The organism is Winogradskyella sp. UBA3174, from assembly GCF_002364335.1.
Classification (GTDB): domain Bacteria; phylum Bacteroidota; class Bacteroidia; order Flavobacteriales; family Flavobacteriaceae; genus Winogradskyella.
The window spans coordinates 1-19,489 of sequence record NZ_DEXW01000046.1 but is presented as its reverse complement, the minus strand read 5'-3'; the positions used below and the strand labels follow the sequence as shown (position 1 = coordinate 19,489).

General features: G+C 33.2%; 17 protein-coding genes. 3 read left to right on the top strand and 14 right to left on the bottom strand.

Going from position 1 to position 19,489, the window contains the following annotated elements:
* Window positions 1-66: 66 nt before the first annotated feature.
* The 4 genes from B2U95_RS08235 to B2U95_RS08220 all read right to left on the bottom strand — a co-directional run bounded on the left by B2U95_RS08235 (window position 67) and on the right by B2U95_RS08220 (window position 4,661).
* Window positions 67-1,008 (bottom strand): NAD(P)H-dependent flavin oxidoreductase, encoded by a 942-nt coding sequence (locus B2U95_RS08235; protein WP_296314840.1) that lies wholly within the window; start codon window positions 1,006-1,008, stop codon window positions 67-69.
* The gene (locus B2U95_RS08230; RefSeq protein WP_296314838.1) at window positions 1,009-2,625 is read right to left on the bottom strand and encodes a S8 family serine peptidase; all 1,617 of its coding nucleotides are present in this window, start codon (window positions 2,623-2,625) and stop codon (window positions 1,009-1,011) included.
* 21 nt (window positions 2,626-2,646) lie between these two features.
* Window positions 2,647-3,834 (bottom strand): tRNA 2-thiouridine(34) synthase MnmA, encoded by a 1,188-nt coding sequence (gene mnmA, locus B2U95_RS08225; RefSeq protein WP_296314835.1) that lies wholly within the window; start codon window positions 3,832-3,834, stop codon window positions 2,647-2,649.
* 110 nt (window positions 3,835-3,944) lie between these two features.
* Window positions 3,945-4,661 carry a toxin-antitoxin system YwqK family antitoxin gene (locus B2U95_RS08220; RefSeq protein WP_296314833.1) on the bottom strand — a complete coding sequence of 239 codons (717 nt, stop codon included), beginning with the start codon at window positions 4,659-4,661 and terminating at the stop codon, window positions 3,945-3,947.
* A gap of 68 nt (window positions 4,662-4,729) precedes the next feature.
* Between B2U95_RS08220 and B2U95_RS08215 the strand changes: the two genes are divergently transcribed.
* Window positions 4,730-5,743, top strand: coding sequence for a fasciclin domain-containing protein (locus B2U95_RS08215; protein WP_296314831.1), 1,014 nt, complete (start codon window positions 4,730-4,732; stop codon window positions 5,741-5,743).
* A 158-nt stretch (window positions 5,744-5,901) separates the two neighbouring features.
* Here the strand turns inward: B2U95_RS08215 and B2U95_RS16310 are convergent, their stop codons facing one another.
* The 3 genes from B2U95_RS16310 to B2U95_RS08205 form a co-directional block, all read right to left on the bottom strand.
* Complete coding sequence (locus B2U95_RS16310; protein ID WP_414727673.1) at window positions 5,902-6,069, bottom strand: GNAT family N-acetyltransferase; 168 nt, start codon at window positions 6,067-6,069, stop codon at window positions 5,902-5,904.
* A 288-nt stretch (window positions 6,070-6,357) separates the two neighbouring features.
* Window positions 6,358-8,271, bottom strand: a complete 1,914-nt coding sequence (yidC, locus tag B2U95_RS08210; protein ID WP_296314828.1) for a membrane protein insertase YidC — start codon at window positions 8,269-8,271, stop codon at window positions 6,358-6,360.
* A gap of 89 nt (window positions 8,272-8,360) precedes the next feature.
* Window positions 8,361-9,977 carry a CTP synthase gene (locus B2U95_RS08205; protein ID WP_296314823.1) on the bottom strand — a complete coding sequence of 539 codons (1,617 nt, stop codon included), beginning with the start codon at window positions 9,975-9,977 and terminating at the stop codon, window positions 8,361-8,363.
* Between the two features lie 744 nt (window positions 9,978-10,721).
* Between B2U95_RS08205 and B2U95_RS08200 the strand changes: the two genes are divergently transcribed.
* Complete coding sequence (locus B2U95_RS08200; protein ID WP_296314822.1) at window positions 10,722-11,288, top strand: hypothetical protein; 567 nt, start codon at window positions 10,722-10,724, stop codon at window positions 11,286-11,288.
* A gap of 70 nt (window positions 11,289-11,358) precedes the next feature.
* Here the strand turns inward: B2U95_RS08200 and B2U95_RS08195 are convergent, their stop codons facing one another.
* The 7 genes from B2U95_RS08195 to bshC form a co-directional block, all read right to left on the bottom strand.
* Window positions 11,359-11,586, bottom strand: coding sequence for a DUF3820 family protein (locus tag B2U95_RS08195; protein ID WP_296314820.1), 228 nt, complete (start codon window positions 11,584-11,586; stop codon window positions 11,359-11,361).
* 1 nt (window position 11,587) lies between these two features.
* Window positions 11,588-12,133, bottom strand: coding sequence for a DUF922 domain-containing protein (locus B2U95_RS08190; protein ID WP_296314816.1), 546 nt, complete (start codon window positions 12,131-12,133; stop codon window positions 11,588-11,590).
* Window positions 12,134-12,535: an OsmC family protein gene (locus B2U95_RS08185; protein WP_296314779.1), complete on the bottom strand. Its 402-nt coding sequence runs from the start codon at window positions 12,533-12,535 to the stop codon at window positions 12,134-12,136.
* 1 nt (window position 12,536) lies between these two features.
* The gene (locus B2U95_RS08180; RefSeq protein ID WP_296314776.1) at window positions 12,537-14,438 is read right to left on the bottom strand and encodes a LysM peptidoglycan-binding domain-containing protein; all 1,902 of its coding nucleotides are present in this window, start codon (window positions 14,436-14,438) and stop codon (window positions 12,537-12,539) included.
* A gap of 49 nt (window positions 14,439-14,487) precedes the next feature.
* Window positions 14,488-16,023, bottom strand: coding sequence for a glutamine-hydrolyzing GMP synthase (guaA, locus tag B2U95_RS08175; protein WP_296314773.1), 1,536 nt, complete (start codon window positions 16,021-16,023; stop codon window positions 14,488-14,490).
* A 185-nt stretch (window positions 16,024-16,208) separates the two neighbouring features.
* Window positions 16,209-17,579, bottom strand: coding sequence for a pyridoxal phosphate-dependent decarboxylase family protein (locus B2U95_RS08170; RefSeq protein ID WP_296314772.1), 1,371 nt, complete (start codon window positions 17,577-17,579; stop codon window positions 16,209-16,211).
* Window positions 17,580-17,582: 3 nt separating this feature from the next.
* Window positions 17,583-19,181 (bottom strand): bacillithiol biosynthesis cysteine-adding enzyme BshC, encoded by a 1,599-nt coding sequence (gene bshC / locus B2U95_RS08165; RefSeq protein ID WP_296314770.1) that lies wholly within the window; start codon window positions 19,179-19,181, stop codon window positions 17,583-17,585.
* A gap of 113 nt (window positions 19,182-19,294) precedes the next feature.
* On the opposite strand from bshC, the gene B2U95_RS08160 reads away from it, so the two are divergent.
* On the top strand, window positions 19,295-19,489 hold a 195-nt coding region (locus tag B2U95_RS08160; RefSeq protein ID WP_296314767.1), incomplete at its 3' end, for a hypothetical protein.

The window sequence follows — 19,489 nt, the reverse complement described above, 5'->3', positions numbered from 1 at the left end:
TCTTGTTTTAATTACAATATAATAAGACTTGTACTCTAATGTAACTTTCAATCCTTAAGAGATAGATTATATATTTGAAATATAATCCTTTGCCTCCTCAAACTCACTAACCATATCATCAACAATCTCAGCAACCGATTTCACATCATGTATTAAACCAGAAATCTGCCCAATTTCTAATTCACCATCGTCTAAGTCACCTTCAAACATACCGCGTTTAGCTCTTGCTCTTCCCAATAATTCTTTAAGTTGTTCTGGTGTTGGACTCGTTTTATAGAGTTCTTGTAAGTCATTATAAAATTTATTTTTAATTAGTCGTACAGGTGCTAATTCTTTTAAGGTCAATTGTGTATCTCCTTCTTTAGCATCCACAACGACTTGTTTAAAGGCTTGATGAGCAGAAGATTCGTCACTGGCTACAAAACGGCTACCAACCTGTACTCCATCAGCTCCCAATACCATACAGGCTAACATGGCTTTACCAGTGGCAATACCACCTGCTGCTATTAATGGAATTTGAAGTTGTTCTTTAACCATAGGAATTAACGTTAATGTTGTGGTTTCGTCGCGTCCATTGTGTCCTCCAGCTTCAAAACCTTCGGCAACAATAGCGTTTACACCAGCGTCTTGTGCTTTTAATGCGAATTTCACACTACTTACTACATGTACTACTATAATACCTTGGTCTTGTAACCATTTGGTCCAAGTTTTAGGGTTTCCTGCCGAAGTGAAAACAATCTTTACTCCTTCTTCAACAATAATATCCATAATCTCTGTGATGTTAGGATATAACATCGGTACGTTAACACCAAACGGTTGGTCTGTTGCGGCTTTGCATTTTTGAATATGTTCTCGCAGTACTTCAGGATACATTGAACCTGCTCCGATTAAACCTAAAATTCCTGAATTACTTGCTGCAGAAGCTAATCTCCAGCCGCTATTCCAAATCATTCCTGCTTGTATGATTGGATATTTTATATTGAAAAGTGATATAATTCTATTAGCCATTTAGTGTTTTATAAGTTTGAATATTTTTGAATGTGCTTCCGAGGATAGCTTTAAGATATATATGCCAGCCGATAAGTTTGACAGATCAATAGTGCTGTAATCATTTTGAAGTATTTTAATAAAAACACTTTGACCAAGTTGATTGTAGATTGAAACTTTTATTTCATCTAAAAAGGAAAGTCCTATTAGATTTAATTTATCTACTACCGGATTTGGAAATAGTTTAATCGCTTCAAGCGAATTCTTTTCAACAGTTAATGCTATATTTTTTGCTAAATATAAATCTGGTATACCATAACCTAAAAACTGATCGGGTGTTGTAAACTGAAAGGCTGACTCCCTTACAAAATCCATAATTTCGGTCGCAGAGAAATCTGGGATTGCCTGCCACAAGGAGGCTACACCTCCACATAGTATTGGTCCACTAAAAGACGTTCCATTATTTTGTGTAATCGTATTCGTTTCATCTATAACATAAGCGCTGCCTCCTCTAGCAACCACATCTGGTTTTTGGTAACCTACTTGGGCTGCACTTCCTTGCGAGCTAAACGCTACGTAATCTCCGTTGGCATCTACAGCACCAATAGATAATACATCTGGTGAATCAGCTGGAGCGCCTACCGTTTGCCAAGCTGTTGCACCTGCATTACCTGCACTAACAACTACTAAAATTCCTTTTTCTACAGCAATAGAAGCTCCTATAGAAATAAATGCTATTTGACCATTCATATCGGCAGGAGTATAATCGTAGTTAGCATTATCAAAGACTCTGTAACCTAAAGACGTATTAATCATATCTACTCCCAAACTGTCTGCACGTTCAGCAGCTTCTACCCAATAACTTTCTTCTACAGGGTTTTCGCTACCAACATCTTCTGTTAAGAATAAATAGTACGATGCATCTGGTGCTGTGCCTACAAATTCATCTGGCACAAAACCTGCCATAGTACTTAAGACTCGTGTTCCGTGAGAACTTGCAGTATTAGCGTAGACATCTGTATTTCGATTAACAAAGTCGTAACCGTCTAGTAAATCACCATTATCTCTTAATCGTTGAAAAGCTCCCATGGTATTCACATTAGTAAATCCAGAATCCATCACTGCAATAGTAATACCTTCACCTGTAAAATCATCTAAATGCAAATTATCAACATTTATCATTTCTACTTGGTTTTGAGTATCGCCATAAGTAAAAGCGATAGATTCATCTTCAATTTCGTTTTTATCTTGATTTATTTCTTGGCGAGAAATAGCATCTAAACTATTATTTACAAAATCAATATTATCTACAAACGGCAAAGTCATTAAAGCATTTATATCTGATTCATTTCCTCTAATATGCACTGCATTAAACCATTTAGATTTTGCTAAAACAGTTATTCCTGTTTGTGTTTTTAAATCTGAAATATAGGCTTCGTGAACGGGTACATCTCTAGAATCAATTAAAATACCGTGATTTTGTTTTCTTGTAATTGCTTTTTGGGTAAGAATCGAAATAGGATCTGCTAATGCAGTAGCTTCATTTGGTTTATCAGTGAGATAAACCCAAGCATCTTCTTGAGCATAACTATTTATTGTGAGAAGGAGCAATAAAAGCAGCGTGAACTTTCGTAACATAGCTTTTGTTTTTATTGCAATTTAAGAAATAACTCCCGAACCTATTAATTCATCTTTGATATACCAAGCTACAAACTGTCCTTCGGTAATGGCCGACTGTTTCTTTTCAAATTCGACGTACAAGCCTGATTTGACTTTATGAAGCACTGCTTTTTCTAAAGGTTGTCTGTATCGAATTCTTGCGATTACTGACATTGTTTCACCATTATTTAAGGCTAAATCTTCCCGAACCCAATGTAATTCTTCATTGGTTACAAATAAAGCATTCCTAAATAAACCTGGATGGTTTTTACCTTGACCAGTGTAAATAACATTGTCTACAACATCGGTATCAATTACAAAGAGTGGTTCTTTTGTACCTCCAACAGCTAAGCCTTTCCGTTGACCTTTGGTAAAATAATGTGCCCCTTGATGCTGACCTACTACTTTTCCGTCCGATAAATTATACACTGGTTTTTTAGATAGAAACTCTAATTCTTTTTCTTTTGAATCGAATTCTGGAATAGCTATGCTATAGGTTTCAAACGATTCGTTAACCTCTACAATTACACCTTCTTTTGGCTTAAGTTGCTGTTGAAGAAACTCAGGAAGTCTTACTTTACCAATAAAACATAAGCCCTGAGAATCTTTCTTATCTGCCGTAATTAAACCTTGTGTTTTCGCAATTTCTCTAACTTCAGGTTTTAATAGTTCACCTACAGGGAATAGAGCCTTAGCTAATTGTTTTTGTGATAATTGACATAAAAAATAAGACTGATCTTTGTTGCCATCAGCACCTGCTAATAGTTGGTGTATTTCTGTACCTTTTTTTTTAATTGTTCCTTTTCTACAATAGTGACCTGTAGCTACGAAATCTGCTCCAAGCTCTAAAGCAATATCCATAAAAACATCGAACTTTATTTCACGATTACAAAGTATATCTGGGTTTGGTGTACGTCCTTTTTCATACTCATTAAACATATAATCAACGATACGCTCTTTATACTGTACGCTTAGGTCTACCGTTTGAAAAGGAATACCCAATTTATCGGCAACAAGCATAGCGTCGTTACTGTCGTCTAACCATGGACATTCATCTGAAATAGTTACAGAGTCATCGTGCCAATTTTTCATAAAAAGACCAATAACCTCATAACCTTGCTCTTTTAAAAGATAAGCAGCAACACTTGAATCTACTCCACCTGAAAGTCCTACTATAACACGTTTCACTACTTATATTTTTTATTCTAATTTGTTCGAAAATACTTAGTCAAAATTACAAAATAAAAAAGGCAATCTTATTAAGATTGCCATACCAAAATACTATCTAAGAGATAGCTTTAATCTATTGCTTTTTTATAAATCACTTTTCTACTTGTATGGTCTATTTTCTTAATGAGTTGACCATCTTTATAATAATTCCAAATCTCCTTTTTTTGGTCCTTTACATAAGTCCCTTCTGACATAACAATACCTTTAGCATCGTAATTCGTAGTTTTACCATGAAGTTCTCCATTTTGGTAGTTTGAGGATTTTATCAGTGTTTTATTTTCAGAATACCAATTAGCTTCACCTATTAATTTACCATCCTCATAATTAGCTATTTCTGCAATTAAACCATTCTTATATAAAATCTTTCGTTCACCTTCTAAAAGACCTTGTTCATTAAAATTTTCTATAATCATTTTGGCACTAGAGTTTTTATGGTAGTAAATCCATTGTCCTATATATCGCTTACCATTCATTCTGCCCTCACTAATTACTTTTTTATTTGATGCAAAAAAGGAAACATCGGCTAAACTATCTTTTTCATTAAACACTTTTACAGCACTTAAAACACTTTTTCCTTTTGATAAGGTGTAGTATTTAAAGGAATCTATTTCCTTACCATGTTGAAAAACTCCTTCGTAACGCTTTTGATCTGTCTTATGGTAGTTTTTCGCCCACAACCCATCACGTTTACCGTCTTTATCGAACTTATTAACCGATTTTTGAGCAAAAACAGTTGTTAAAATTATTGTAAAAATTAAGGAGAGATAAACTTTCTGTTTAATCATTTTGTATTTTTGTTAGACAGGCATAATGCTTGTAATGATGAACAATTTAATTTTAAAAACTCAAAAAAATGAAAATTATTTCAAAAACATTCAAATTACTTTCAGTATTTCTATTGGTTTTAGGTGTTACTGGTTGTAGTGATGATGATGACAGCGGCCCAGGCCCACAAGCAACTACAATAGTAGATGTTGCACTAGCAAACAACTTAACATCTCTAGCAGCAGCTTTAACTGCAACAGGACTAGTAGATGATTTACAAGGCGATGGTCCTTTTACTGTCTTTGCTCCAACAAATGAAGCATTCACAACTTTATTAACGGCTACAGGATTAGATTTAGATAATTTAACTACTGAAGAAGAAGAATTGGTAAGAAACATTTTATTAAATCATGTTATTGTAGGAAGTACTATTTCTTCAACTGATTTAGTTGGTTTAGGATCTGGTTATCCAAATACTATGGCTACAGGACCAAACGGCGCTAATTTAAGCTTATACTTTACAACGTCTAATGGTGTTATACTTAATGGTGCTTCTACAGTTATAAACCCTGATAATACTGCAACAAACGGAACTTTACATATTGTTGATACTGTAATCGGTTTGCCTACTATTGCAACTTTTGCAACTACAAACCCTGCATTAGATACTTTAGAGGCAGCGTTAGCATTTGCAGATACAGGATCTCCAAGCGTAACTCCAGGGTATATTGAAGTTGTATCAGATGCTACAGCAGGACCATTTACTGTTTTTGCTCCAACAAATGGTGCATTCACTAACGTATTAGCAGAATTAAATCTTACAGGTTTAGGTGAAGGTGACGGAGAATTAAATGCAGCAACTACAGATGCTGTTTTATTAATGCATATTGTTAGTGGAAATATTCAGTCTAGTGGCTTACCTAATGGTGTAGTTGCTACTTTAGGTGGTGAAATTACGGCTGATAATAGTGCATTTACATTAACAGATGATCTTGACCGTGTGTCAACTATATTAACAGAAGCAGCATTGTTTAATATTCAAGCAATCAATGGTGTTGTACATGTTGTAGATACAGTTATCCGCCCAGGATCACCTGATTAATACTAAAAAAAGAAAATCGAGGCTGATTACCTCTATTTTATATTGATTGATTTTAGTTAGTAGAAAAGCCTCTTGGAAAATCCGAGAGGCTTTTTTTTATTATAATACTTTAGAAAAGTAAACACGCTTATGTCCTTCTGGGAAGTTTTCGATTTCACCTATTGACTTATAGTTGTTTTTAAGATATATACTACAGATTGAAAATCGAAAGTATCTACCATAGAAACTGTAGCACCTTTCTCTTCAGCTATTGTTTCAACGTAATTTAAAAGTGTTGTTCCAATTCCGTATTTTCTATGTTCTTCTTTTACCCAAAGGATTTTAATTTCTAATCCATTCCAATATCCAATTCCTGGGAGAACTCCGCCAATAACTTCGTCTTTATCATTTTAAGCACTAAATTCTAATGGTGTCCATATATCTTCTAAAGCTGGTACTTTATTTAAATTACAGGTATTAAGTCCATCAACTATATGCTTAATGTCTTTTTTGTACTAACTTCTATCGTCATAAATTGCATCTAAAAGCTAATACTCTTTACACTATAAAAGCCCCCCGAAAATCGAGAGGCTTTAAATTATTTAGAATAGGATTCCTGTTTTCAAAGGACGTTATTATTTCTTTTTACCCTGTTGAGTTCTCTTCTGCTCCTCAGCCTGTGCCATCATATCTGTCATTTTCTTCTGAAACTTATTTTGTTTCTTAGGCTTCGTTTTGCTGACTTCAATTTTCGCTAACACTTTATCCTCATCGATAATGTAGTTTTTAATCACTAACATAATACCAATACTAATTAAGTTAGATATAAAGTAATATAAACTTAAACCAGAAGCATAGTTATTAAAGAATACCAACATTAAAATTGGTGAGAAGTAAATCATATACTTCATCATTTTCCCCATATCTGGCATCCCTTCTTGTGTAGGCTGTGATGCCATTTGCTGACCTGTTGTCATTTTCATATAGAAGAAAATAGCTACTGCTGCTAATATTGGAAATAAAGCCATGTGGTTTCCATAAAATGTAGAAATCACAGGAATATATATATCCCATTCTAATATTGAATCATAAGAACTTAAATCGTCTGCCCAAAGGAAACTTTTTTGTCTTAACTCAAATGCTGTTGGGAAGAACATAAACAATGCATAGAATACAGGAATCTGCATTAAACCTGGTAAACAACCACTCAGGGGACTTGCGCCTGCTTTACTTTGCAATGCCATGGTTTCTTGTTGTGCCTTTAATTTATTGTCTTTATGCTTTAATCTAATTGCATCTAACTCTGGCTTTAAAATTTTCATTTTAGCTTGAGACAAGAATTGCTTGTATTGCACGAAAGATAAAACGATTTTAACCAATATGGTCATTACTATAATTGCTATTCCATAAGGTAAAAATCCACTTAGGAAACCAAATAATGGAATAAAAATCATTTTATTAATCCAGCCAAAAATCCCCCAACCAAATGGAATACTTTCATCTAAACCTTTTTCATAATTCTTTAAAGTCTTGGCTTCAGTTGGTCCATAATAGAGACCTAAACTCTTATTAACTTCTCCACTATTATATACTAATGGTAATTTAGAAGTATATATTTTAGTAAATAGTGTATCTATTTCTTCATCTTCAACTAAGTTCTTAGACGTCATAGCCACATTTTTGAATGGACTATCATTTGCTATTAATATTGAACTAAAAAAGAACTGCCTGTAAGATAACCATTCCACATTATTAGCAGTTTCATCATCATCTCCCGCTTGAGATAATTTATCAACCTTGCCTTCATCGTACATGTAGGTTAACCTTGTATAGCGGTTTTCGTAACTTATACTTTTTGCATGACGAATCTGTTTCTGTTTCCAATCTAAAGTTATAGGTTGTGAGGTATTAAACACTCCACTTAAACCTTTTGATTTGATTGAAAAATCAATCATATAATCATTAGGCTTTAACTCGTAACGGTATTCTAAATATGAAGACTCTGAAACTTTAAGTTTCATAGAAACTACAGTGTTCTCTCCACTTTTACTTACGCTTTGCTGAAAAGGAAAATCTTGCGTATTATGTGTTCTACTATCTGAAGTGCTAAATGTGATATTAAAAGCACTATTATTATCTTTAACTAAGTAAATAGGTACAGAGTCGTAATCTACAAAGTTCCTTAATTTTACTTGTGCTAAGTGACCACCTTTTCTACTAAACTTGAGTTCAAAAACATCAGTTTCTACAGTTGTGAAATCTTCACCAGGTAATGTTAAGGCATAAGAAAGTGCACCTAACTTATTTTGAGCTGCAACTTGTTGCGAAGAATCTAAGGCTATTGTATTAGTATAGTCAGCTGAGGTTGTTACTACAGCTTCGTTTTGTTTACTTTCTTTTTTTTCTGCTTCAACCTGTTCTTGTTCTGCTTTTTTCTGAGCTTCAACTTCTTCTGGTGTCGGACTGTTTTGATACATTATAAATAATAGAATCCCAAAAATGAGAACAAAGCCTATTATAGATTTAATGTCGAATTTCTTTTCTTCCATATGTATTTGCCGCTTAAGCGGTAGTCTAATTAATCATTTTTGATAACCCAAAAAGTTATCCAAAATTCACTTTACGCCAAAGTGGCATATTATTTTTTGTTCTTATACTTAAGTGCTGCGCTAACAAAGGCCACAAATAATGGATGCGGATTTGCAACTGTACTTTTATATTCAGGATGGTATTGCACACCTACAAACCAGTTGTGGCTTGGTATTTCAATAATTTCCACTAAATCAGTTTCTGGGTTTAAACCTGTAGCTTTCATTCCGGCTGCTTCAATTTGTGCTTTGTAATCGTTATTAAATTCAAAACGATGTCTGTGTCTTTCTTTTATGTCAGATTGCCCATAAACGTCATAAGCAATGCTATTTTCTAGGACTTTACAATCCCAAGCACCTAAACGCATTGTACCACCTTTATTAACCACATTTTTTTGCGACTCCATTAAGTTAATTACTGGGTGTGTTGTAGACTCGTCCATCTCAATAGAATTAGCATCTTCTAACTTAAGCACGTTTCTGGCATATTCTATAACAGCCATTTGCATTCCTAAACAGATGCCTAAAAATGGAATATTATTTTCACGTACATAGCGCACTGCTTCTATTTTCCCTTCAATACCACGCTCACCGAAACCCGGAGCTACTAAAACAGCATCTAAATGGCCAAGCTTAAATTCAATATTCTCTGAATTTAAATATTCTGAATGTATAGATTCTACATTAACTTTTACTTCATTTTCTGCACCTGCATGTATAAAAGATTCTAAAATAGATTTATAAGAATCTTGTAATTCTACATACTTACCAATAAGACCTATAGTAACTTCACTTTTAGGGTTTTTGTGACGTTTTAGAAATTCGTTCCAACGGTTAAGGTCTGGCACATCACTTTTTAATTTCAACTTATCTAAAACAACTTTATCTAAGCCTTCTTCTAGCATTAAATTAGGTACATCGTATATTGTGGACGCATCTATTGACTGAATTACAGCCTCTTGCTTCACATTACAAAAACGTGCTAATTTAGCTTTTAGTCCATCGTTTAATTCGTGCTCAGTTCTACATACCAAAATATCTGCGTGTACACCACTTTCCATCAAGGTCTTTACACTATGTTGGGTTGGTTTTGTTTTTAATTCACCTGCAGCTGATAAATATGGCACCAAAGTTAAGTGAATAACTAAAGCGTTATTATCGCCTAAATCCCACTGTAGCTGACGAACAGCTTCAATGTAAGGTAATGACTCAATATCACCAACTGTACCACCAATTTCTGTTAGTACAATATCGTAGTCACCAGAATTACCAAGTATTTGTATTCTATGTTTTATTTCGTCTGTAATATGGGGAATAACTTGTACTGTTCTCCCTAAAAACTCACCACGCCTTTCCTTATCAATAACACTTTGATAAATTTTACCTGTAGTTACATTATTTGCCTGAGACGTTGGTACATTTAAAAAGCGCTCGTAGTGACCTAAATCTAGATCTGTTTCTGCTCCATCATCTGTAACATAACATTCGCCATGCTCATAAGGGTTTAAAGTCCCTGGATCTATGTTTATGTAAGGGTCTAATTTCTGAATGGTAGTTCTGTAACCTTGCGATTGCAAGAGTTTAGCTAAAGATGCTGCAATAATGCCTTTTCCAAGAGAAGAAGACACTCCGCCTGTTACAAAAATATACTTAGGGGTTGTGGTCATGATGCGTTGTTAAACGCAGGCAAATTTACAAAATAAAACGAGTATTAAGAGAATTGTTTACGGTTTGTTAATATGTTATTTTTCTATGGTTTAATCTTTTGTATTTACAGTGTTTAAATCTTATAAACTAGAAAAAAAGAACCTATTGCGTATACTTTAAAACTTAAGTTTTGATTATTTAATATCTTTGTGCAGCTCTTGCGCATTAAGTAAGATTAATATTAAAAGATGAAGCCAACTAAATCAGTATTTAAAATAGTGCTGTGGACGCTATTAGGATTTACTTTTTTAAAAGTAGCACATGTATTGATTGAAGTTCTTAAAAATCAACACCTTTTGTATGGATTCTCTGATCGTTTTTCATTAATTTATTTTAAGTATTACTTGCCTGTTTTTAGCTTTATAACTACACTACTTTTTGGTCTAATACTAATCGTATTCTTAAATAAAAAATTAAAAAAATGGAATTTTGAGAACTCTAAATTTCCAACTATTTGGTTTGTTTTTACTATCCGTTGTAGCTTTTATTTCCGAACCTTTAGTCCCTAATTTATCTGATAAAAAGTTTAAATTACTTTATGATGATTTATCTAGGTCAGAATACATAAGTAGCCTAAACATGGATGCTATATTTAGCGTTACAAACTATTGCGTCTATGGTACTGAATAGTTGTTATTTGCTTTTATAGTTATTTATTACACTTTAAAGATAAAAACAAGTCTTACAGATAAATTACCTTTTTAATGTTTAAAGAAAACGTTGTATTATCATCTAATGACAAACTCACAAAACTTGCGAAAAGCTATAATATTTCGCAATGGAATGAGCTTACAAGCTTTGTTAAAAATCTACCTTACGGACGAAACAAAACTAGAAATGACCTATCCTTAGTTTTACAGCAACAAAAAGGAACCTGTAGCTCTAAACATGCTTTGTTAAAAGCAATAGCTGATTTAAACACAATACCAGATGTAAAACTAATTCTTGGTATGTATAAGATGAATCATATTAATACACCTAAAATAGGAAACGTCTTAATTAAAAATAATATTGAATTTATACCAGAAGCACATTGCTATCTATTAATTAACAATGAACGTTTAGATTTTACAACTTCTAGCTCAGATTTTGGTAGGTTAAAAGATGCTATTTTATTTGAGAAAGAAATACAACCTCATCAGGTAGCAGAATTCAAAGTTAATTTCCATAAAAACTATATGAAGAGGTGGATTATAGACAATAACATTCATTTTACTTTTAATGAACTTTGGTTATTAAGAGAGCAATGTATTGAAAATTTGAGTGCTTGACTTTTTTAGTTAGATATAAAACATTGAAACAGTTTTATATTAAAGAATAATCAAACAAAACACCATAAACTCACTTCCTAAAATTCCGCTTAATATTATATATTAATTCCTCTAGTCCATTAATTTTAATGTCGTGCATTTGCATCATCATATTACCCAATTTCCCTTTGGGAAAGCCCTTTTGTCTATACCATACGTAGTAATACTCTGGGACATCAACAAGGTATCTGTCTTTATATTTACCAAAAGGCATTTTGTAATGTGCTAACTCAATAAGTGCTTCTTTACTGCCTTCCAAACTAATTAGATTTGTACTGGTCTAGATTCTTAAGTTCTTTTGCTATAAAAACTTCCCATTGCTTTTGTGCCTTAGCGTTTATTGAGTGATTACTCTGAGCGTCGTAACGTTTTTGAGTTTCGTCTACAGCTACGTTAATTTTTTTATGCAAACGTTGCATTTGCTCTTTTACATTTTGGTTGACTTGTAACTTGGTCAACTGCTCTCTAAACATACGTACATAAAGCTCTGTAATATCAAAATGTAATTGCTCGTGTGCTAAAATATAGTCAGTACCTCTGTTTTTAAAATACCAAGATTTATTTGGGTAGAAATGCGCTTCTACTGAAGTAGAAAAATCAGTAATCCTTCTACCAGCTGTTTTAACTGAATAGCCAAAGGTAATACCAGATGCCGTTAATGCCACTGCATCAGACTCTCCATTAGGACTTGCCTTAAAATCTGACCACGTTAGTTTACGAGACTCCTGCCATGCCATGGTTTCGTCATCGGAATCCTTACCAATAAAAAGAAAAACTAAAATAAATATGATATGTTTTATTTGCATTTATTGCCAATTAAAAGTAACCACTTTTTCAATATCTGGGTGTAAACTATAATGTACTGGACACGTATTAGCTGTCTGCTCTAAGATTTTCTGAGTCTTGGTGTCTGCATCGAATGGTAAATTAATTACAACTTCAATTTTAGAAATACGTCTTGGATTACTCTGCATTGTTTTTGTAACCTCTGCCGTTGTACTAGACATATCTACATCCATTGCATTTGCTTTAATCCCCATAACAGTTAGCATACAACTTGCTAAACCTGAAGCCACAGTATCTGTAGGAGAAAACGCTTCGCCTTTACCGTTATTATCTATTGGCGCATCAGTGATGAAAGAATTACTAGACTTAGTATGAATACTTTCCGTTCTTAGATTGCCTAAGTAGGTTACTTTAGATGTCATTTTAATTTGCTTTTACAATTCTTAAATCATCGTACTTTACAATATAAAAGGCTTCATTTACATAACCCCCAAATAAAGACTTATTGTATCTAAATTTATTTTCTATGTACTCCGTTTCTATATCATTACCAGAGGCTTCATACAAATTATCTTTTGAGGCGAGACGCATTAAAAGATCTAATGTAACATCAAAACCACGTACTGCAAATTTACTTGGTGAAACACCATATATTTTTCTATAATTCTCAACAAAACCATTTGATTGTGTTTCATCAACATCCCTATTTACAGATGCATAATGAAACTTTAAATTAGACAGGTCATTATTATCAATATTTTTACCCTCGAAGGCTTTATTTTTATCTAAAGTCACCAAAACTATTTCTGTTTTTTCTACAGATATCCCATTAATCATACTTATAGCACTTGATGCTAAATTATTATTATTGGTTTCTAAAAACACAATAGTTTTACCTGCTGAAAAGACATTTTCTAAATCTTGAGGATATAAATAATAACCATCGCCACCTTCTTTATTTTTTCTTGAATAGATAAGTTTTGCTCCTGGGAATTCTCTTTTTAACATCTCGCTTTTAGTACGATTTGCCTGATCTGCTATAACCACTACTTTAGTTTTTGTACTGTCTGCTTTCACAAAATCTAGCATGGCTTTTTGTAATAATTTATTCTCTGGTATGGTCTGAAAGACATTAGCATACACTTCTTTTGGCATTGTCATAGCTGCTATTACAGGTACTCTATCGCCCTTTAACCTAGAAGCTACTCTATCAAAACAATCTTCTTTCATTGGCCCTATAACAGCATCATAATCAGAAAAATCATTATCATCTAATAACGTATTTATTGTAGAAATTCTGCGTTGGGTGTCAAAAACCTTTAAGTCTGTTGAAATCCCTAATTGTTTTGCAGAATCTAAAGCCATCGTTAGACCAACATGAAAATCTAAAACCGCAGAAAGTAAAGCGCTAGTTTTTATCATTTCCTTTGTTTCTTCAATAGAATCTGTATCAATTCTATGTAAACGATATGGTAACATTAATGCTATTTTCTTAGTTTTGAAATTAGTTATACCAGATAGTAAGCTTGTAGTTTCTACATTTTCAAAACGACCTGCCACATTAATTTCTGCTGGTATTTTAAGAATCATACCTTCCTTTAATCCATCTACCTTAATTTCTGGATTTAAATCTTCTAATTGATCTTGGGTTAAACCCAATTTCACTTTTAGTCTATAAAAGCCTTCTTTAGGTAATACCTCGTAATAATTGTAAATATCTGTCGTTAATTTTTCTTCATCATCTGAAATGTTTGGAACATTTAATACATCACCTGGTTGTATCATATCTTTCATTAAAGGATTCAATCCTTCTAGTTCCGCAACAGTAATTTCAAACTTGTAAGCAATTCTCCACTTCCCCTCTTTAGGCTGTACTGTATATTTTTTTAAAGTATTAATAAAACTCTTTTTATAAAGTACAGTTCTAAATTTTGGGATTTTAATTTTATTGCCTTTTTTTAGATTTTCAGAATACAAAAAACGATTGGCTTTTTTGATATCCTCTTCAGAGATATTGTACTTTTTAGATAAACTATACAACGTTTCCTTGCGTCTTACTTTGTGTGTTTTATAACCAATTAGATCTCGTTTTTCTTCATCAATAGCTTCGTTTTTAACTTTAGAAATTGGAATTAATAAAACAGTATTTAGTTGAAATTTAGTTTTTGCATCAGGATTTAAAGCATAGATATCAGAAGGAGTTACGAGGTATTGCTTTGCAACACTTTCTATAGTTTCACCAGCTTTAATCTTGTGCTCTTTGTAGTTTTGAGCACTAAGAGCCGTTGAAAAAGCAATTAAGATGATGATTAAAATATTTCTCATGTATTATATTTTACTGCAAACCGCGACTAAACTCGACTTACTTATTTTGTTATTCCCACTCAATAGTAGCAGGTGGCTTAGAACTGATATCATAAACAACTCTATTCACACCTTTTACTTTATTTATAATTTCATTAGAGGTTTTTTGTAAAAATTCATATGGTAAATTCACCCAATCTGCTGTCATACCATCTGTACTTTCAACAGCTCTCAATGCAACACATTTCTCATAGGTTCTTTCATCTCCCATTACACCTACACTATTTACTGGCAACAAAATTGCTCCTGCTTGCCATACTTTGTCGTATAAATTCCAAGAGCGTAGATTATTAATAAAAACAGCATCTACCTCTTGTAATATACGTACTTTCTCCTCTGTTAGATCTCCAAGAATTCGAATTGCTAAACCAGGTCCAGGAAAAGGATGTCTTCCTAATAATTCTTTCTCCATATCCATAGACGCACCAACACGTCTTACCTCATCTTTAAATAATGTTCTTAAAGGCTCAACTATTTTCAATTTCATATAGTCGGGTAAACCACCAACATTGTGATGACTTTTAATTGTTGCACTTGGTCCACCAGTCGCCGAAACACTTTCTATAACATCTGGATAAATGGTGCCTTGTGCCAACCATTTTACATCTTCTATAAGATGTGCTTCATCATCAAAAACTTCAATGAACGTTTTCCCTATGGCTTTACGTTTAAGCTCAGGATCACTCAATCCTTTTAAGGCATCCAAAAAGCGTGCCGAAGCATCTACACCTTTTACATTAAAGCCCATACCTTCGTACTGTTTTAATACTTCTGTAAATTCATTTTTTCTTAATAAGCCGTTATTTACAAAGATGCAATACAAATTCTCACCAATGGCTTTATGTAATAACATTGCTGCAACTGAAGAATCTACTCCACCAGATAAACCAAGAACAACTTTATCATTACCTAATTGCGCTTTTAAACCATCAACGGTTTCTTCTACAAAAGATTGTGGTGTCCAGTCTTGTGCTACTTCTGCTATATGAACTAAAAAATTTTCTAATAATTGTTTTCCATCAGTAGTATGATATACTTCTGGGTGAAACTGAATGGCATAAGTAGTCTCGCCTTCAATTTTATAAGCCGCATTTTCTACATCGTGTGTGCTTGCTAATAAAACACCGTTTGAAGGTAATTTTTTAATGGTATCACTATGACTCATCCAAACTTGACTTCCCTTAGAAATCCCTGTAAAGAAACCCTCATTATCTTTAATAAAGTTTAAATGCGCTCTTCCGTATTCTCTAGTGTTAGATTCAGAAACTTCTCCTCCAGCAAAATGTGCTAAATATTGTGCTCCATAGCAAACTGCTAAAAGTGGCTTTCTACCCCTAATACCTTTAAGGTCTGGATGCAAAACATCTTCACCTCTTACAGAGTTTGGACTACCGGATAAGATAACCGCTTTAAAGGTCTCTGAATCGTTAGGGATTTTATTGAATGGGTGAATTTCGCAATAGATATTTAATTCTCTAACGCGACGCGCAATAAGCTGTGTGTATTGCGATCCGAAATCTAATATTAGGACTTTGTTATGTTGCATATGCAAAAATAACAATAGATTTCATATTGAAGATTTACGCTTTACGATTTTTTGAATATTTTCTTAACATTTTAAAGGACTTGTAAACACTCTAAATTTTAGAATTGTTTCCCTTTCGTATTAGCTCTATTTTATGATGCCCTTTTTAAAGGATTAAGTACAACTCTGTAACTAAAGGATAATGATTAAATCATAGTATCCAAAATCAATCGAATATCATTTTCCGTCGTATCAGGATTTATAAAACAAAAACGAGAAACAGCTTCAAATCGCTCTCCATTATTCCATTTAGTTGGTGTGACTAAAGCAAATCCCTTTCGGTGGTTTTCGTAAGTCCATTCTGTATAATCTTTATTTTCCCATCCTAGTCTTCTAAACAAAACACAAGATAAACTTGGTGCTCGTACCAATTCTAAATCTGGATGTGCTTCAATCATTTTACCAGCAATTTGTGCAAGCTCAAGACCTCTTTCTATAGCTTCTTTAAAGCGATCTGTTCCGTGGGTTGCTAACGAAAACCATAAAGGTAAACCACGAACACGACGTGTTAACTGTATTTGATAATCGCTAGGATTAAAGCCATGCGCACCTTCATCTTTAAAAATATCGAGATAAGAGCCTTGTTGTGAATGCGCTTTTTTTGCAAGTTCTGGATTTTTATAAATCACCGCACCACAATCATATGGTGAAAACATCCATTTATGAGGATCTATTGTTATACTATCCGCTTTTTCAATACCAATAAATAAATGACGTACAGAATCCGCAGCTAAAGCTCCTCCTCCATAAGCTGCATCGACATGAAACCATAGATTCTCTTTTTCACAAATATTTGCAACACCATCTAAATCATCAATAATTCCTGCATTTGTAGTGCCGCCTGTGGCCACAACAGCGAACAAACATTTACGCTGATGCTCAGTAAGGCTGTCTATTGTTTTTTGAAGGTCTTTACCTTCTAAACGTTCTTCAGATTCTACTAATAAAATATCGACATCTGCTACTTTTGCCATAGCTTTTACTGAAGAGTGCGCACCAGTTGAGGTAATAATCAATCCCTTTTTTCGCTTATATTCCGGATTTTCTCTCCAATACTCTCTTGCAGTAACAATAGCAGATAAATTTGCAGCAGTACCACCACTGGTAAATACACCAAAAGCACCCTTTGGTAAACCTGTTAATGAAACAATCCATCGCATAGCCTCATTTTCACAAAAAATACCACCTGCACCTTCCATCCAATACGCACCATGAATACTCGAAGCCGATGTTATTAAATCGAACATTATAGCTGCTCTTGTTGGTGATGCTGGCACAAATGCTAAGTTTCTTGGATGATCTACTGGTACGTTAGCTTTAGATAAATGCTCCTTCCATAAGTTAAAAGCATATTCACCACCAACACCTTTAGCTGTTATCGTTTCACCTACAATCGCTTTTAATTCCTCTGCTTTTTTTGGCTTACCTATTTGATGTTCAGTTTCAGAAACTCTACCAATAACATATTTCATAACATCTAGTGTCATTTCAATAAGCTCAATATCTATTTTATGCATGAATTACTCTAGATTTAATATTAAAAATACTCCTTTTAAAGGCTCTAATGATTTTAATAACTCTGGAATTAATTCCTCACCATATTCTAAATACAACTCCGAAAAATTAGTATTTCGCTCTTGTAAACTCTGACCAGGAAACAATTCTTCTTGCAATTCTGTACAACGACTAATCTCGTCTGCTAAATTTCTTTTTTGGGCTTTTAACAAACGTTTTTCAAGATGTTCTAAACCTTTTATTTGTTTGACTTCTTGTGCTTTTACCGCTCCAATAAAAGATTTATCTGTTTGCTCGGCAAGTTGATATAAGTTTTTGAATTGTTTCTCCAAGTATTTAATTTGATCAGAAAAATCAACATCTATGTTTGAAATTTTTCTAACTTTTTTATTTATGAAAGAATTTCGATTTAAAAATAAGTCGTGATTAGAAATTTGTAGCTTCTCTAATTTACCTGCTTGCTTTTTAGTTTTCACTAAAGCGGAATTTCTTAGCAAAAGCATAGGAAACGTCACATTTTGAGTTTCAAAATTAGATTTTAATTGTAACCAGTAAATCATCTCTCCGCCTCCACCAATGTAACAGAGATTAGGCAAAATAACTTCTTGATATAAAGGTCGCATGATCACGTTTGGTGAGAAACGCTCAGGATAGTCATTCAGATGTTTTAACAATTCAGTTTCAGTCCAACTCATATCAGAATCTAAAACAGAATAGACTCCGTCAACCTCAACAATACGCTCTCGTAAATCATCCTTAATATAAAAGAAGTTAATCTCTCTTGGGTTTACTTGAACTTTTAGACCTAAATCTTCAAGCTTTTTATTAGTTTCAGAAACATGTTTAAAAGCAGTTTGCTCAATAACTTCCTTTTTAATATTAGGAATAAATAAACGTTTTAAGTCTTTATGGTCAGAATCTAAAATCACTAAACCATGCTCACCAAATAATTCGTTTGCTAAATAACGTGTGGCATCAGCTAAGTTATTATGATTCAAATAAGCATTTTTAAACCAATAGTTTAATTGTTCTGCATTTTTCCCTAATCCGAATTCAGCCGAAACAATCTCAAAAACAGCATCTAAACCATCTGTATTAAAATGACCGACGGCTCCTGTTTGTTTCGAATTCCATTGTATCTTTTTCCCTTTGAAGTTGAAATAATTAATCTCTTCAAAATCATGATCTTCGGAAGCCATCCAATAAACAGGAACAAAATTATACTCTGGATGTTTTATCTTAAGCGCTTTTGTAAGGTTTATAGTGGATATGATTTTGTATAGAAAATACAATGGACCAGTAAATAAATTGAGCTGATGCCCTGTCGTAACTGTAAATGTCTTTTGAGAAGCTAAACTTTCAATATGCTCTAAAGTTAATTCTGAAATATGGCTAGACTTGTATTGTTCTTTAAGAACATTGACTAAAATTTGCCTGCCTTGATTATTAAATGACTTAGATTTTTCTTCAATCTGAGCTTTAAAATTCTCTATTAATGGAAACCTATTATACAAATTATGTAAATCTGATTTCTGATCTAAATAATCACATATAAAGTTTGAGAAGTAGTTAGTTTCTCTGAAGTTAATACAGTCAGTTGGCATACAAATGTTAATTATGGCATAAATATAAGATACTTCAATATTTTAATTACTAATTTTTAGTTAATTCGCATGTGCTATGTATCTTTACTAGCACTCAACCAAAAATTATTTAAATGCGTAAATTATTAGTTATCCTTCTAGTCGGATTAAGTTTTCTAAACTTAACGTTTGCTCAAAATATTCAATCACCAAATGACTTTTTAGGTTATGAAATTGGTACTCAATTTAGTCGCCACCATCAAGTTGTAGATTATTTTAAAGCAGTTGCAAACACAGTTCCAAATGAGGTAAAACTAGAACAATATGGT